The sequence below is a fragment of the Ralstonia mojiangensis genome (genome assembly GCF_023955645.1).
Taxonomy (GTDB): domain Bacteria; phylum Pseudomonadota; class Gammaproteobacteria; order Burkholderiales; family Burkholderiaceae; genus Ralstonia; species Ralstonia mojiangensis.
Genome location: NZ_JAMXHU010000003.1, coordinates 579,572 through 595,205, shown reverse-complemented (window position 1 = coordinate 595,205; position 15,634 = coordinate 579,572). Strand labels below are relative to the sequence as shown.

General features: G+C 66.0%; 11 protein-coding genes. 3 read left to right on the top strand and 8 right to left on the bottom strand.

What is annotated here, in order from left to right:
* Positions 1–366: 366 nt before the first annotated feature.
* Positions 367–2,043: an L-lactate permease gene (locus NG898_RS14945; RefSeq protein WP_252693072.1), complete on the bottom strand. Its 1,677-nt coding sequence runs from the start codon at positions 2,041–2,043 to the stop codon at positions 367–369.
* A 259-nt stretch (positions 2,044–2,302) separates the two neighbouring features.
* Here NG898_RS14945 and NG898_RS14940 point away from each other — a divergent pair, with 259 nt between their 5' ends.
* The 3 genes from NG898_RS14940 (at position 2,303) to NG898_RS14930 (ending at position 9,173) form a co-directional block, all read left to right on the top strand.
* Complete coding sequence (locus NG898_RS14940) at positions 2,303–4,666, top strand: patatin-like phospholipase family protein (RefSeq protein ID WP_252693070.1); 2,364 nt, start codon at positions 2,303–2,305, stop codon at positions 4,664–4,666.
* Between the two features lie 167 nt (positions 4,667–4,833).
* Positions 4,834–6,015 carry an efflux RND transporter periplasmic adaptor subunit gene (locus NG898_RS14935; RefSeq protein WP_420803695.1) on the top strand — a complete coding sequence of 394 codons (1,182 nt, stop codon included), beginning with the start codon at positions 4,834–4,836 and terminating at the stop codon, positions 6,013–6,015.
* 2 nt (positions 6,016–6,017) lie between these two features.
* A complete protein-coding gene (locus NG898_RS14930; protein WP_252693068.1) occupies positions 6,018–9,173 on the top strand; it encodes an efflux RND transporter permease subunit in 3,156 nt (1,051 codons plus the stop codon).
* 12 nt (positions 9,174–9,185) lie between these two features.
* On the opposite strand, the gene NG898_RS14925 is transcribed toward NG898_RS14930, so the two are convergent.
* From NG898_RS14925 to NG898_RS14895, 7 genes are all read right to left on the bottom strand, one after another.
* Entirely contained in the window at positions 9,186–10,010 is an 825-nt protein-coding gene (locus tag NG898_RS14925) for an alpha/beta hydrolase (protein WP_252693067.1), read from the bottom strand.
* Positions 10,007–11,293 carry an MASE1 domain-containing protein gene (locus NG898_RS14920; RefSeq protein ID WP_092971630.1) on the bottom strand — a complete coding sequence of 429 codons (1,287 nt, stop codon included), beginning with the start codon at positions 11,291–11,293 and terminating at the stop codon, positions 10,007–10,009. The genes NG898_RS14925 and NG898_RS14920 overlap by 4 nt, the downstream gene beginning before the upstream one ends.
* 89 nt (positions 11,294–11,382) lie before the next feature.
* The gene (locus tag NG898_RS14915) at positions 11,383–12,024 is read right to left on the bottom strand and encodes a glutathione S-transferase family protein (protein ID WP_252693065.1); all 642 of its coding nucleotides are present in this window, start codon (positions 12,022–12,024) and stop codon (positions 11,383–11,385) included.
* A gap of 48 nt (positions 12,025–12,072) precedes the next feature.
* Complete coding sequence (locus NG898_RS14910) at positions 12,073–13,263, bottom strand: aminotransferase-like domain-containing protein (RefSeq protein ID WP_252693063.1); 1,191 nt, start codon at positions 13,261–13,263, stop codon at positions 12,073–12,075.
* A gap of 140 nt (positions 13,264–13,403) precedes the next feature.
* Entirely contained in the window at positions 13,404–13,874 is a 471-nt protein-coding gene (locus tag NG898_RS14905; protein ID WP_004629056.1) for a RidA family protein, read from the bottom strand.
* A 45-nt stretch (positions 13,875–13,919) separates the two neighbouring features.
* Positions 13,920–14,858 (bottom strand): DMT family transporter, encoded by a 939-nt coding sequence (locus NG898_RS14900; protein ID WP_252693061.1) that lies wholly within the window; start codon positions 14,856–14,858, stop codon positions 13,920–13,922.
* A gap of 9 nt (positions 14,859–14,867) precedes the next feature.
* Positions 14,868–15,587 (bottom strand): alanyl-tRNA editing protein, encoded by a 720-nt coding sequence (locus tag NG898_RS14895; protein ID WP_252693059.1) that lies wholly within the window; start codon positions 15,585–15,587, stop codon positions 14,868–14,870.
* Positions 15,588–15,634: the final 47 nt, after the last annotated feature.

Sequence of the window (15,634 nt, the reverse complement as noted above, 5' to 3'; positions counted from 1 at the left end):
CCCGGCGATTGGCGTTCAGAACGCGGCGCGTGAGGTTTTAGACCCGGCGGTTGGGGTCCAGAACGCGACGCGCGAGGCTTTTTGTTCGGCCGTCGGAGCTCAGAGCTCGGCGCGTGAGGCTTTTTGCTCGGCAGGTGGAGCTCAGAGCTCGGCGCGTGAGGCTTTTTGCTCGGCGAGTGGAGCTCGGAGCTCGACGCGCGAGGCTTTTTGCTCGGCGGGTGGAGCTCGGAGCTCGACGCGTGGGGCTTTTTGCTTCGCCGTTGGAGTTCGGAACCCGACGTGCGAGGCAGTTGGTTCGACGTGTCGGCTTCGCATGAAAAAAGCCGCTCGGTTGAGCGGCTTTCGGGTTCCGTCGGGAGCGGGGGCTCAGTGCACCACCATCCGCGTGAACGGCTCCACATAGGCCTGCAGGGTAATCATCAGCCCCACCAGGAAGGCCAGCGCCAGCGAATGGAAGAACACGTAGCGCAGGATATCGCCCTCGTGGCCGTACCACTTGGTGGCGGTGGAGGCCACGACGATGGACTGTGCATCGATCATCTTGCCCATCACGCCGCCCGAGCTGTTGGCTGCGGACATGAGGATCGGCGACAGGCCCAGCTGCTCGGCCGTGGTCTTCTGCAGGCCGCCGAACAGCACGTTCGAGGCCGTATCCGACCCGGTGAGCGCCACGCCCAGCCAGCCCAGCATCGTGCCGAACAGCGGGTACAGCACGCCCGTGTGGGCGAAGGCCAGACCCAGGGTTGCGTCCAGACCGGAGTAGCGCGTGAGGTAACCGATGCCGAACATCGCGCAGATCGTCAGCAGCGAATAGCGCGTGAGCTTGATGGTGTTCCAGTACTCCTTGAGCATGCGCGGCAGCGAGTAGCCCATCAGCAGGCCGCCCACGATGGCCGAAACCAGGATGCCCGTACCCGCCATCGACAGCACGTTGAAGTTGAACACCGCGCCTTCGGCAATCACCTTGGGTACCACCGGCGGGCCCTTGAGCACCATCTTGTCGAGGCCCGGAATGGCGAACTTGAATGCCCAGAGGCCGTCAGCAAACGCCTTGAACTGCGGCACGCCCCAGATGAAGACGAACACGGTCAGGATCACCCACGGCAGCCACGCCTGCATGCGCGAGATCTTGCCGTTGGTGGCCGTGGTGGCTTCGCGCGCTTCGGCGGCGGCTTCAGGGTCGACTCGGGAGTTGTCTTCGCGATTGCGCAGGGCGGTCGAGGTCCAGATCGTCTTGGGCTTCCAGACCTTCAGGAACAGCGTGAGCGTGCCCATCGACACCAGCGCCGCAATCACGTCCACCAGCCACGGGCCGTGGAAGTTCGACACCAGGAACTGCGGAATCGCAAACGACACGCCCGCCACCAGGATCGCCGGCCAGATCTGCAGCATGCCGCGGAAGCCCGCGAACGCCCAGATCAGCCAGAACGGCACCAGCACCGAGAAGAACGGCAACTGGCGGCCGACCATGGCCGAGAGCTGCAGCAAATCCAGCCCCGTGACCGACGCCAGCCCGATGAGCGGGGCACCCAGCGCGCCATAGGCCACCGGCGCGGTGTTGGCGATCAGGGCCAGGCCCGACGCGGCCAGCGGCGAGAAGCCCAGGCCGATCAGGATGGCGCCCGTAACGGCCACCGGCGTGCCGAAGCCCGCGGCGCCTTCAAAGAACGCGCCAAAGCTGAACGCCACCAGCAGCAGTTGCAGGCGGCGGTCTTCGGTAATGCCGGAAATCGAACTCTGTAAGACCTTGAACGACCCGTTCAAGGTGGTGAGCCGATGCAGGAAGATGATGTTGAGAACGATCCAGCCAATCGGGAACAGGCCGGAGACGATGCCCAGACCGGCTGCCTTGCCGGCCATGGCGGTCGGCATGCCGAACACGAACGAGGCGATCCCCACCCCGACAATCAGCGCCAGGCCCGCAGCCAGATGCGCCTGCATATGGAAGAACGCCAGCGAGCACAGCAGCACCGCAACCGGTATCCCGGCCGCTAGGGTCGACCACACGGCACTGCCGAGCGGGTCATAGACTTGATTCCACATCTTGATCTCCTCCTGTTTGGGCGTTTCGGTTCTTCTCGATACCGAACGTCTTCTGTCGCCCCTTTTCGCAGGGGCAAACGCGGATTGTAGGAACAAGCGTGTCCGGATCCCGGCAATATTCTGTCACTTTCGCCCTGAAAAGTATTCATCGGCGGCGGTGCGAGGGTTGACGCGGCGCACGCAATCGCACCGGGTAAATCCGGGTTGTGGAATCATTGCGCCTGCAGCGCAGACCACCACCCCATTTCGCCCCCTATCCATGGCTTCTCTGACGGCCTTTCCGATTCGCCGATGCGGCTCCCGATGGGCTGGCGCCGTGGTCACCGTGTTTGTGGCATTGGCGGTGCTGTCGCCTGCCGTGCATGGCCAGACAGCGGCAGCGCCCACGCAGGCAAACACCGAATCGACGCGCCCGCGTATTGGTCTGGTGCTCTCGGGCGGCGGGGCGCGCGGCTATGCGCATATTGGCGTGCTCAAGATGCTGGAGCGCATGCGCATTCCCGTGGATGTGATTGCCGCCACCAGCATGGGCGCCGTGGTGGGCGGGCTGTACGCCAGCGGCATGCGTGCCGATGCGCTGGAGCAGAAGCTCTCGCAGGTCGACCTGAGCGACATCGCCTTCGACCGCAACGACCGCGCCAAGCTGCCGCAATCGCTGCGCGAGGATGATTTCCAGTATCCGATCGGCTTGTCCGCCGGCTATGGCGACGGCAAGCTCAAGCTGCCCGCCGGGCTGGTGCAGGGCAACCGCCTGCTCGCGCTGCTCAAGAACTGGACGGCGCAGTGGCCCGACAACATCGAGTTTTCGCGCCTGCCGATTCCGTTCAAGGCCATGGCGACGGATTTGGCCACGGGCGATGGGGTGATTCTCGATCACGGTTCGCTGCCGCTGGCGATGCGCGCCAGCATGGCGGTGCCGGGGCTGTTCGCGCCCATCGAGGTGGGCGGGCGCACGCTGGTGGATGGCGGCCTGGTGAGCAACCTGCCTGTGCAGCTCGCGCGCGACATGGGCGCGGACATCATCATCGCCGTCAACATCGGGTCGGACTTACAGCGGCCGGAAGACCTGGCCTCGCCGGCAGCGGTCACGCAGCAGATGATCACCATCCTCGTCGGCCAGAACGTGCGGGCGCAAAAGGCGCTGCTGCGCGGCAAGGATGTGCTGATCGAGCCGCAGCTCTCGGAGCTTTCGTTCACCGATTTCGCCAAGGGCCCGCAGGGCGTGCGGCAGGGCGAGCGCGCCGCGCAGGGCGTTGAGGCCAAGCTCGCGGCGTTGTCGCTGTCACCGCAGGCATATGCCGCGTACCGCGCTACCCGTGAGCCGCAGGGCACGCTGGTGGCGGGCGCACGTATTGATGCCATTGACGTGACCACCAGCGGCCGCGTGCCGCCCGCACGTGTGCGCCAGTTGATCAAGGTGCGCGAAGGCGACGCGTATGACGCCGAAGCGCTCAACCGCGAGCTGTCGGCGCTGGCCACCACGGGCGACTTCGAAACCGTCACGCAGCAACTGGTGGAAGAGAACGGCGTGCATACGCTCAAGATCGACGCGCATGAAAAGTCGTGGGGCAACCAGTTCTTCCTGTTCGGGCTGGGCATGTCGACCAACTTCGACGGGCGCGGCGCGTTCAACGTCAACCTTGGTCATCGGTATCCATGGCTCACGCAGAGCGGGCTGGAATGGCGCAATGACATCGTGCTTGGCAGCAACCGGGCGAGCATCCATACCGAGTTGCGCCAGCCGCTGTGGCAGGCGCGCGGGTTCTACGTGGCGCCGTATGCCGAGTACTCGCGCCGGCGCTCCGATCTCTACTTTGACGACCAGCCACCCACCCGGGACGCCAAGCCGTTCAACAACCTGACCATCGAGACGGCGCGCGCCGGCGTTGACCTGGGCATCCCGTTGGGCCGCAAGGGTGAACTGCGCCTGGGCGTGAACTACGTCAGGAAGGCGGCGACGTTCAATTACCTGGAGCTGATCGCGGACGAGTCCGGAAATATCGTGGATGCGACGACCGTTGACACCTTGCGCGCCCAGCAGCCGGCCTTCCGCGCCCAGCTCACGCTGGACCAACTCGACGATCCGCTGTTCCCGCGCAGCGGCTATTACTTCTACAGCAGCGTGGAAGCGGGTTTCGGCTCGCTCGACAAGAAGTTCAACACCGCGCAGGCCAAGGGCCTGTGGGCGACCAGCTACGGCCGCCACACGTTCAATGTGGCGTTGGAAGGGGCGGGCCTGTTTGGCGTCAACAGCCCGACGCGCGAAAACAACGGCAACACGGGCAACGGCGCCAACGAGGGCTTCTTCCTGGGCGGTTTCCAGCACCTTTCCGCTTATGCGCAGGATCAGTTCAACGGCCAGTACATGCTGTACGGCCGCCTCACGTATCTGTACGACCTGCGCATCGATGACCTGCTCGGCCTGCGCGCTCCGGTGTTCGGCGCCAGCGCCGAGGCCGGCAACGTCTGGCAGTTGCGCAACAATTTCGGGCGGGGCCCTTACCTGAAGAGCGGCAGCGTATTTGTTGGCGGCAACAGCCCCATCGGGCCGCTGTACTTCGGTTTTGCGGTGGCGCCGCAGGGCGTGTGGAACGTGTACCTGCAGCTGGGTCGCGTCTTCTGAAACAGCGCCAAGCAGAAGCAGGCCGGCCTGCGTACGCACGCAGCGCCTGCTTCGTAAGGTCTTGATCAGACTGGGAAATCAATCGGTCAGACTGCGGCGGATGTGCGTGCTAGCCTTCCGCTTCGCTTTTTCAAGACCTCGGGCGCGGTCGCGCCCAGCCCCCTCTCATGATGTTCTCTGTGTTGTTCCGTCGTTCCCGTTCGCCTCGGTGGTTGCTGTGCGCGTGCGCGTTGGCTGTGTTGCAGGCGTGCGGCAAGCATGTCGATGAGGCCGCCAAGCCGGCCGGCCCGCCGGAGGTCGAGTTTGCCGTCGCGCAACGCTCCGATGCGCCGCTGGTGACCGAACTGCCCGGCCGCCTGGAGCCGTATCGCACGGCGGAAGTGCGTGCGCGCGTTGACGGCATCGTCCTCAAGCGGGCCTACGACGAAGGCCAGGCGGTCAAGGCTGGCCAGGTGCTGTTTCGCATCGATCCGGCGCCGCTCAAGGCACAGGTGGACGCCGCGCAAGGTGCGCTTGCCCGTGCGCAGGCGCAACTCGCCATCGCGCGTGACAAGGCTGTGCGCTACAAGGGGTTGGCCGCCACGCGCGCCGTGAGCGAGCTTGAATATGCTGAAGCGCAAGCCGCGGAGCGTCAGGCCGCTGCAGACGTGGTGTCCAGCCGTGCCGCGCTGGAAACCGCGCAACTGCGCTTGGGCTATGCCACCGTCACGGCGCCGATTGCCGGCCGCTCGCGCCGCGCGCAGGTCACCGAAGGCGCGTTGGTCAAGGAAGACGCTGCCACGCCGCTCACCACCGTCGAGCAGATCGACCCGATCTACGTGGACTTTGCGCAGCCCGCTGCCGAGGTGCTCGCCTTGCAGCGCGCGCTCAAGAAGGGCCAGGCCGCTGCATTGAGCGGCCAGGACATCGGCGTGCAGGTCATCCTGAGCGATGGCGTGGCATACGAGCGCCCGGGCAAGCTGCTGTTCTCCGATCTGGCGGTAGACCGTGCGACGGACAACGTCTCGATGCGCGCCGTGCTGCCGAACCCCGATGGCTTGCTGCTGCCCGGCATGTACGTGCGCGTGAAGCTCTCGCACGCCGTACAGCAAGGCGCGGTGACGATTCCGAAGGGCGCGTTGCTGCGTGATCGCCATGGGGCGACGGTGTTTGTGATGCAGGCAGACAACACGCTGGCTGCACGGCCCGTGGCTGCGCAAACGTTGGCTGGCGATCAATGGCTGGTGACGAGCGGGCTGTCCGGTGGAGAGCGCCTCGCCATTCCAGGCATGCAGACGCTGGAAGCGGGCATGGCGGTCAAGCCCGTGCCTGCGGCATCGCGCGCCGACACGAAGCCGAAGAAGGGCTGACCATGGCACGCTTCTTTATCGACCGCCCGGTCTTTGCCTGGGTGATTGCGCTGGCCATCATCCTGGCCGGCGTGCTCGCGCTGCCCAAGCTGCCGGTGGCGCAGTATCCGAACATCGCGCCGCCCAATGTCAGCATTTCGGCCAACTACCCGGGGGCGTCCGCGCGCACGGTGGAGAGCGCCGTCACCGCCATCATCGAGCGTGAGATGAACGGTGCGCCGGGGCTGCTGTACATGTCGTCGTCGTCCGACGCGGCGGGCAACGTATCGATCAACCTGTCGTTCACGCAGGGCACGAGCCCCGATCTTGCCGCGGTGGAAGTGCAGAACCGGCTGAAGATCGTCGAAGAACGCCTGCCTGAGGTCGTGCGCCGCAACGGCATCCGCATCGAGAAGGCGGCCGAGAACTACATGATGTATCTGTCGCTGACGGCCGAGCGTGGCCGCTTTGACGGCATCGACCTGGGCGACCTCGCTTCGTCGGATTTGATTCCGCAGTTGCGTCGCGTGCCGGGCGTTGGCACCGCGCAGTTGTTCGATGCGGAATACGCCATGCGCATCTGGCCTGATGCCGACAAGCTGACCGCATTGGGCCTGACCGCCGGCGACCTGAGCGACGCCGTGCGCCGCTACAACGCGCGCATCACCGTGGGTGAGATCGGCAGCGGCGCCGTGCCGGGAAGCGCGCCCATCAACGCGAGCGTTACCGGTGACGATGGGCTGACCACGCCTGAGGCATTCGGCCAGATTCCGCTGCGTGCAGATGCGCAGGGCCGCATGGTGCTGCTGCGCGATGTGGCGCGCGTGGAGCTGGGCGGCAGCGATTACCTGTACCTCTCGCGCATGAACGGCAAGCCGGCCACGACCATCGGCATCAAGCTCGCACCGGGCGCCAACGCCGTGGGCGTGGCCAAGCGCGTGCGCGCGGTGCTGGACGAGGCGCAGGCGCATTTCCCGCCGGGCGTGCGCTACGAGGTGGCGTACGACAGCTCGCGCTTTGTCGGCATTGCCATCGAGCAGGTGGTCAAGACGCTGCTCGAAGCCGTGGTGCTGGTGTTCCTGGTGATGATGCTGTTCATGCAGAACCTGCGCGCGACGCTCATCCCGACGCTGGTCGTGCCGATCGCGCTGCTGGGCACGTTTGCGGTGATGCTGCCGATGGGTTTTTCCATCAACGTGCTGACGCTGTTTGGCCTGGTGCTCGCCATCGGCATCCTGGTGGACGATGCCATCGTGGTGGTGGAAAACGTCGAACGCGTGATGCATGAAGAAGGGCTTTCGCCACGCGAGGCGACGGCCAAGGCGATGCGGCAGATCAGCGGGGCCATCGTCGGCATCTCGCTGGTGCTGACGGCGGTGTTCGTGCCGATGGCGTTCTTTGGCGGCGCGGTAGGCAACATCTACCGGCAGTTTTCGCTGTCGCTGGCGGTGTCGATGGTGTTCTCGGCATTCCTGGCGTTGACGCTCACGCCCGCGCTTTGCGCGACGCTGCTCAAGCCGGTGCAGGCCGGCCACGGTGCCGAGCGAAAAGGCTTCTTCGGCGCATTCAACCGGGGCTTTGCGCGTTTGACGGCGCGCTACCAAGGCGGTGTTGCCAAGCTGCTGAACCGCACGGGCCGCGCGCTGGTGGCGTACGGCGCCGTCATCGGCGTGGTGGTGCTGCTGTTCACGCAACTGCCGACGGCCTTCCTGCCGGAAGAAGACACCGGCGAATTCATGACCGTCGTCATGCTGCCGACTGGCGCCACACAGGCGCAGACGCTGGACGTGGTGCGGCAGGCCGAGCAGCACTTCATGACGCAGGAGCCGGCCGTTGCGTCCACGCTGGCCATCACGGGCTTCAGCCTGTACGGCAACGGGCAGAACGCGGCCATGCTGTTCCTGACGCTCAAGGACTGGAAGCAACGCAAGGGCGCTGACCAGCACGTCGATGCGGTGGTCGAGCGCGCCAACGCGGCGTTCGGCAAGATCAAGGGTGCGATGGTCATGGCGATGAATTCGCCCGCGCTGCCGGAACTGGGCAGCAAGCCCGGCTTCGACCTGCGCTTGCAAGACCGCGGCGGCGCCGGCTACGAGCGCCTTGCGCAAGCGCGCGACCACATGCTCGCTGAAGCTGCCAAGCATCCGGCGCTGTCGGAAGTCACGTTTGCGGGCCAGGGCGATGCACCGCAGGTCTTGATTGATGTGGACCGCAAGAAGGCGCTGTCGATGGGCGTGTCGATTGAAGACGTCAACCGCACGCTGGCCGTGATGTTCGGCTCCGATTACGCAGGCGATTTCGTCTACCGCAACCAGGTGCGCCGCGTGATCGTGCAGGCCGGCGGCAAGCAGCGCGTTTCGGTCGAGCAGCTTGGCCGCATGCATGTGCGCAACGCGGCAGGGGCCATGGTGCCGCTCTCCGCATTCACCACGACGAAGTGGATCGTCGGGCCGCTCAAGCTGGATCGCTACAACGGCTTTCCGGCCATGACGATCACCGGCGCGCCCGCACCGGGTCACAGCTCAGGCGAGGCGATGGCGGCGATGGAGTCGATTGCGCGCGGCCTGCCCGAAGGCTTCGGCTACGAATGGACGGGGCAGTCGTTCGAAGAGCGTCTGTCGGGTGCGCAGGCGCCGGCGCTGTTTGCGTTGTCGATCCTCGTCGTGTTTCTGTGCCTGGCGGCGCTGTACGAGAGCTGGTCGATTCCGCTGGCGGTCATGCTCGTGGTGCCACTGGGCGTGCTGGGTGCGCTGCTGGGCGCCACGCTGCGCTTCCTGCCCAACGACATCTACTTCAAGGTCGGGCTGATTGCCACCATCGGCCTGTCGGCCAAGAACGCGATCCTGATCATCGAAGTAGCCAAGGATCTGGTGGCGCAAGGCATGGGCTTGATCGAGGCCACGCTGGAGGCCGCGCGACTGCGGTTCCGGCCAATCGTGATGACGTCGCTGGCGTTTGCATTTGGCGTCGTGCCGTTGGCGATTGCAACCGGTGCGGCATCGGCCAGCCAGCGCGCCATCGGCACGGGTGTGCTGGGCGGGATCATCACGGCGACAGTGCTGGCGGTGTTCTTGGTGCCGTTGTTCTTTGTGGTGGTGCGGGGCGTGTTCAAAGGCAGCGAGCGGCAGCGCCGGCTGGACGCGGCGCACGAGCACGAGACTGCAGGGCCGGCCGCCTGATCGGCGGCGTCATCAATCAGCGGCGGCTGGGCTCTTGCGCCTGGCCGCTGCAGGGTCGAAACCGAAGAAGCCGAGGACCTCTGCGGCGACCTGATCGCGGTCGTTGTCCACGCAGATCATGTGGTAGCTGTTTTCAAGCACCACGCTGCGTACGTGGGGCAGGGTGGCCTGCAGCGTTTGGGCGGAGCGGAGGCTGGTGAGTTCGTCTTCGCGCGAATGGATCACCAGCGTCTGGCACTGCGTATCGGGCGCCCCGGCCAGGGCCCAGCGTCGCAGCCGGTCCACCTGCCGGATGCACGCCAGCGGCACCCACGGATAGTGGAAGCTGTCGCCGCGGGCGAGCTTCGCCTTGATGATCCGCCGCAACAGCGGGTTCTTGATGCCGAACGGCTCATCCTCTTCCACGCGCATGCGCGCGGCCATGCCCGGGATGCGATAGACCACGTAGCGCAGATCCCGATACCACGGCGTCGACCAGCCATCGATATGGATCGGCGTGGCGAGCAGCGCCAGCCTGTCTTGCGGGCGCGCAATGCCATGCCGGACCCGGTGCGCCAGCACCAGCGCCAGCAGGGCACCCATGCACATTCCGGCGATATGCACGGTGTCGTGCTCGGCGATGAGCTGCTCATACGTTTGCGTGAGCGTTTCAAGCCAGGCTTCGGCGGGCATGTGGATCAGGTCTTCCGGGCGCGTCCCGTGGCCGGGCAAGGTTGGCACGTGCGTGACCGCGCCGGCGTTGCGCAGCGCTTTCTGCAGCACGCCCACGTCGTAGGCCGTGCCGCCCAGGCCATGGATCAGCAGCACAGCCGTGCTACCGGGCGCCGATGCCGTCACAGTGCGGTCTCGACCGACCAGGTACCGGTGACGAGCGCCGTGTTGCCAACGGCGTCCGTCAGTGGGCGACCGGTGTCCACCACGGTGTGCAGCGTGCCGTCGCGCGCCGTGATGCGCAACGTCTGGCGGCGTGCGGGCGTCGCGGCCTCGTCTTCCAGTGCGGCTGCTCCGAGCCAACGTGCACGCAGCGCATCGCGGTCATCCGGATGCACCAGTTGCAGCACAGTCGAGATCGACGCCATGCTCGCCGGTTCGTGTCCGAACACGAGAGCCACGTCGCCGCCCCAGTCGATGCGGCCGCTGGCGGGGTCGATGGTGTAGACAAGCTGGCCCGACGCCGCCAACGCCAGTTCCACGCGGTTCTGCCACTGCGCGCTTTGCTCGTGCAGTTGTTCGCGCGTGGTCTTGAGCGCGCTCACCAGCAGCACCAGTAGCGCGGCAATGCCCAGGTACAACTGCGCTTCCAGCAGCGACTGGCCATAGTGGTGATCCAGCACGGCGAAGGGGCCGTCGCCCTCGGCGGTTTGCGTGAGCGCTACCAGCGTGAGCAGCAGCACCGCCATCGAGCCACCGCGGCCGCCCCACAGCAGGGCCACCACCACGGCAAAGAACAGCGGGACGTACGTCAGCGCGAAGCCGATTCCGTCGCCAAATTTGGCATCGCTGTTGCCATCGAAGATGACGTACGCCGACAGCGCCAGCGCAACGACGGCCGCCAGACCGAGCACGAAATCCGTGCGGTCCGTGCCGCCCGAGCGGAACGCGCGAAAGCGCGACCATGCCGCCAGTACCGGCGTGACGATCAGCACGCCTAGAAAATCCGATGCCGCCCAGATGCGCAGCACGTGCCCGAACGAGCCGCCTTGTGACCATGCAAACCATGCCGCCCCGAACAGCGCCCCCAGCAGCGCACTGACCGCGCCCGCCACCAGCATCGCGCGCACGAAGTAGAGCCCTTCAAGCGGCACGCGCGCCAGTCGCACCAGCGCCACGGCCAGCGCGGCGCTGCCCGCTTCGTCGAGCACAAAGAGCATGGCGTGCGCGGGGTTGGTGTGTTCGATCGCGGCCAGCGCCAGTTGCGCTACGGCAAACGCTGCGCCCAGCCCCGGCCATTCGCGGTACGGCCGCAGCATGAACGCGGCCATGGTCACGCCCGCCGGCAGCCAGATGTAGCCCGTCATGTCGACCGGCCCATTCAGCCGGTGCGACACGATGGCGGCAACCAGGTAAAGCGCGCCCCAGAGGATCGTGGCGACGGTGGTGGAAGGTCGGTTCAATGGCATCCGGGTTTCCCTCGGTGAAAACAAAAAACCGCGCCGGCGTAGGTGCCGTGCGCGGTTGGTGATGCTACCGCAACCGGTTTCGGGCGGGCTTAGACGACAGGCAGCGCCAGGACTTCCCGCGCGGCGCGGCGGTCGCGCAACTCGGCCATCCACCGCTCGAGATTCGGTCGCGCCGGGCGGTCCATCGGCAGGCCGAGCCAGCGGTGCGTGGCGCAGCCGCAGACGATGTCGGCCATGGTGAAGCGGCGGCCGGCCACGTAGGGCTGCTTGGCCAGCACGGCTTCGAGGACGGCGGTGCTGCGCTCCGCGGCTTGGCGCGAGCGTTCAATGCGCTCGGCGTCGCGCTGATCTTCCGGCGTGCGCACGAGCTGGAGGAACGCATCCACCATCGACGGGCTGTACGACGTGGTCTGCCAATCCATCCAGCGGTCGGCATCGGCGCGCTCGTGAAGCTCGAGCGGGTAGAGGTTGCCCGGGCCGTAGCGCGCCGAGAGATAGCGCACGATGGCGTTGGATTCCCACAGCACGAAGCGCGTATCGCCGGAATCGTTCAGGCCGTCCTCAATGACGGGGATCATCCCGTTCGGGTTCATCGCCTTGAATTCCGGCGTGTCGACACCGCCAAAGGCGCCGCCGACGTCGATGCGCTCATGGTCCAGCGACAGCTCGCGCGCGCACCAGACCACTTTCTGAACGTTGACCGAAGAGAGTCTTCCCCAGATCCGCAGCATCGACGACGGCTCCTTTCTTAGATGGACGAGTGAATGGTGTTAGCTAATTTAGGCGGCCTTGGGCGTGAGCGCAGCGATTTCTGCGCGGATCAGCTCGCCCAGCACGGCAATGCCTTGCTCGATGCGCTCCGGTGCCACCGTCACGAACGCCAGGCGCAGGGTATTGCGACGCGGCGCATTGGCATAGAACGGCGCGCCCGGCACGAACGCCACATTGCGCGCGACGGCCTTTTCCAGCAGCGCCATCGTGTCGATGCCTTCCGGCACCTCAACCCAGATGAACATGCCGCCTTCCGGACGATTCCAATGCACACCGGCCGGCATATGGCGCGTGAGCGAGTCGAGCATCGCTTCGCACTGCTTGCCATAGAGGTTTCGGATGCTCGGGATGTGCGTATCGAGCAGCCCGGTCTTCAGCACCTCGTACGCCACGCGCTGCGTGAAGCTGGGCGTATGCAGATCCGATGCCTGTTTGGCCTGCACGAGTTTGAAGTGGATATGTTCGGGCGCGATGATGTAGCCCAGGCGCATGCCCGGCGCCAGGATCTTCGAGAACGAGCCCATGTAGACCACGCCGTCCGGATTGAGCGAGCGCAGCGACGGCAGGGCATCGCCGGTGTAGCTCAGTTCGCCGTACGGATCGTCTTCCACGAGCAGCACGCCGAGTTCCTTCGCGCGGGCTACCAGGGCTTGGCGGCGGTCCAGCGGCAGGCGGCGGCCGGTCGGGTTCTGGAAGTTCGGGATCGTGTAGAAGAAGCGGGCGCCGGCAGCCAGCTCTGGCGTGAGCGCGTCCGGCAGCAGGCCCTTGTCATCGGTGGCGATGGACGTATAGGCCGGCTCGAAGAGCGAGAACGCCTGCAGGGCGCCCAGATACGTCGGCGTTTCGACCAGCACCTTGCTTTGCGGGTCGATGAAGATCTTGCCCAGCAGGTCCAGCCCCTGCTGCGAACCCGTGGTGATCAGCACGCGCGAAGCGGTGGTGCCATGACGTTGGGCGATCCACTCACGCAGCACCGACAGGCCTTCGGTCGGGGTGTACTGCAGTGAGGCTTGCGGGTTGTCAGCAAACATGCGGGCGCACGCCGCCTGAATCGCTTCGACCGGGAAGGTGACGGGGGCGGGCAGGCCACCGGCAAACGAAATGACCTCAGGACGTTCGGTGATCTTGAGGATTTCCCGGATCGCCGAGCTGGTCAGTTTCTGAGCGCGGCTGGAGAAGGTACAGGCGGTGTGGTCCATGGTGTGGTCCTAGTGTTGCGGCGCCCACCTCGTGAGCGGGTGCCGTGGGTGGGCAAAGCGAAAAGAATAGCAGGCAACCGGCCCATCCAACATTGGGCCGTCACCTTAGAGACTGCTGGAAAAAGCGTCGCTCAGGTCGCTCAGGCGACTTCGGCAATCAGCTCGATCTCGACGCACGCGCCGAACGGAATCTGTGCGACGCCGAAGGCGCTGCGGGCATGCTTGCCGGCGTCGCCGAACACGTCGGCAAACAGTTCCGATGCGCCGTTGGTCACCAGGTGCTGTTCAGTGAATTCCTGGGTGGAGTTCACCAGGCTCATCACCTTGACGATGCGCTTGACGCGGCTGAGGTCACCGCCCAGGTGCGTGTTCAGCGTGGCGATCAGGTCGATGGCGATGGCGCGTGCGGCTGCCTTGCCTTGCTCGGTGGTCATGTCGGCGCCCAGCTTGCCAACCCATGGCTTGCCGTCTTTCTTGGCGATATGGCCGGACAGGAAGACCTGGTTGCCGGTTTGCGCGGCCATGACGTAGGCGGCAGCGGGGGCGCCGGCGGCGGGCAGTTCGATTCCGAGTTGCTTGAGCTTGGCCTGAGCGTCGTGCGAGGCGGTCATGAAGACTCCTTGGTAAGTGCGGTCAACAAAAGAGGGAAGACGTTGCTATCGGCGTACCGACGTTCGCCGGCCGATGCCGACCACGGCAATCACAGCCAACGCAAACAGCACGGTAGGCGCGTCGAGCGATTCGCCCAGCAGCAGCCAGCCGCCGATCAATGTCATGAAAGGTTGCAGCAATTGTATCTGGCCGACCCGCGCAACACCGCCTGCCGCCAGCCCGGAGTACCAGAACAGGAAGCCGATGAACATGGAGAAGGCCGACACATAAGCCAGCCCCATCCAGGCGCGCGACGACGCATGCGCCAGCGCCTCGGCCTGATGTGTCGATGGCAGCCACGCCAGCGCGCCCACCAGCGGCAGCAGCACGGGCAGCGAGACGACCAGCGCCCAGGCAATCGTCTGCGTGCCGCCCAGTTCGCGCGCGAGCTTGCCGCCGGTGGCATAGCCGAGGGCGCCCGTCACCATCGCGGTGAAGAGCAGCCAATCGGCGCGGTGGAGGGCGCCGGCACCTTGCAACAGCGCAAAAGAAACGACAAGCACACTGCCCACCATTGCGCAGAGCCAGAACCCGGCGGACGGCCGCTCACGCCCGAACCACGCGGCAAAGATGGCGGTCGCAAGCGGCAGCAGGCCGGTGATGATGGCGCCATGGGCCGCCGGCACATCGCGCATGGCCAGCGATGAAAACAGCGGAAAACCCACCACCACGCCCATCGCCGTCACCGCAAGTTGCCACCACTGATTGCCGCGCGGGCGCTTGCCGGCCGAGAACGCGCCCGTGGCCGCCAGCATCGCCAGGGCCAGCACACTCGCCAGCACCGCGCGCGCCAGCGCCACAAAGGTGGCATCCAACTCGGCGACGGCCATGCGTGTGAACGGCAGCGTCTGGCTGAAGATGGCCACGCCGATGAAGCCGAGCAGCAAGCCCCGGCGTTCGGCGTGGTCGATGTGTTGCATGGGCAGGGCGGCGGACTTGTTCATGGCGGCCGCTCAATCGGCAAACGCCACGGCCACGCGCCGGTTCTGGCGGCTCTTCTTTTCAATCTTGGTGACGACCACGCGGCCAATTTCTCCGGTGGCGCGCACATGGGTGCCGCCGCACGGCTGGCGGTCGATGCCGTCGATGTGGATGATGCGGATGGCTGAGGCGCCTGCCGGCGGCGCCGCGCCGATGGTGCGCACGAGTTCGGGTTGCGCGGCCAGTTCTTCCGGCGTGATCAGGTCGATGCGCACCGGCGTGTTGCGGCCGATAAGTTTGTTCAGCTGCGTGGTGAGCGTGTCGCGGTCGAGCGTCGATTCCGGCAGGTCGAAATCGATGCGGCCGGCGTCCGGCGAGATGCCGCAGCCCGTGACCGGCACGGAAATCAGCGAGCCCAGCAGGTGCAGGCACGTGTGCAGCCGCATCAGGCGGTGGCGGCGCTCCCAGTCGATGGTGGCCGTGACCAGCGTGCCGGACGCGAGCAGCGAGAGGTTGGCGCAGTCGGCAGGCACATGCAGGACGGTTTGGCGATCGGCGCTGTAGACGGTGTCGGCGATCGCAATGGTTTGCCCATCGGGCAGAACCAGCGTGCCGGTGTCCCCAGCCTGGCCACCGCTGCGGGCGTAGAACACCGTGGCGTCCAGTTCGATGCCTTCTGGATGCACGGCGACGACAGTGGCGTCGCAGGTGGTGCGGTAGGCGTCTTCGTCAAAACGTTTCAACGTGGGCATGTGATGTCTCCGGTTCGCTGGGGCGGAATTCTGACCTTGATGCTACC

What these genes read in the sequence shown, in the direction of transcription:
- NG898_RS14945 (WP_252693072.1), bottom strand. Translation starts at nt 2,043, where the DNA reads ATGTGGAATCAAGTCTATGACCCGCTCGGCAGTGCCGTGTGGTCGACC.
- NG898_RS14940 (WP_252693070.1), top strand. Translation starts at nt 2,303, where the DNA reads ATGGCTTCTCTGACGGCCTTTCCGATTCGCCGATGCGGCTCCCGATGG.
- NG898_RS14935 (WP_420803695.1), top strand. Translation starts at nt 4,834, where the DNA reads ATGATGTTCTCTGTGTTGTTCCGTCGTTCCCGTTCGCCTCGGTGGTTG.
- NG898_RS14930 (WP_252693068.1), top strand. Translation starts at nt 6,018, where the DNA reads ATGGCACGCTTCTTTATCGACCGCCCGGTCTTTGCCTGGGTGATTGCG.
- NG898_RS14920 (WP_092971630.1), bottom strand. Translation starts at nt 11,293, where the DNA reads ATGCCATTGAACCGACCTTCCACCACCGTCGCCACGATCCTCTGGGGC.
- NG898_RS14915 (WP_252693065.1), bottom strand. Translation starts at nt 12,024, where the DNA reads ATGCTGCGGATCTGGGGAAGACTCTCTTCGGTCAACGTTCAGAAAGTG.
- NG898_RS14910 (WP_252693063.1), bottom strand. Translation starts at nt 13,263, where the DNA reads ATGGACCACACCGCCTGTACCTTCTCCAGCCGCGCTCAGAAACTGACC.
- NG898_RS14905 (WP_004629056.1), bottom strand. Translation starts at nt 13,874, where the DNA reads ATGACCGCCTCGCACGACGCTCAGGCCAAGCTCAAGCAACTCGGAATC.
- NG898_RS14900 (WP_252693061.1), bottom strand. Translation starts at nt 14,858, where the DNA reads ATGAACAAGTCCGCCGCCCTGCCCATGCAACACATCGACCACGCCGAA.
- NG898_RS14895 (WP_252693059.1), bottom strand. Translation starts at nt 15,587, where the DNA reads ATGCCCACGTTGAAACGTTTTGACGAAGACGCCTACCGCACCACCTGC.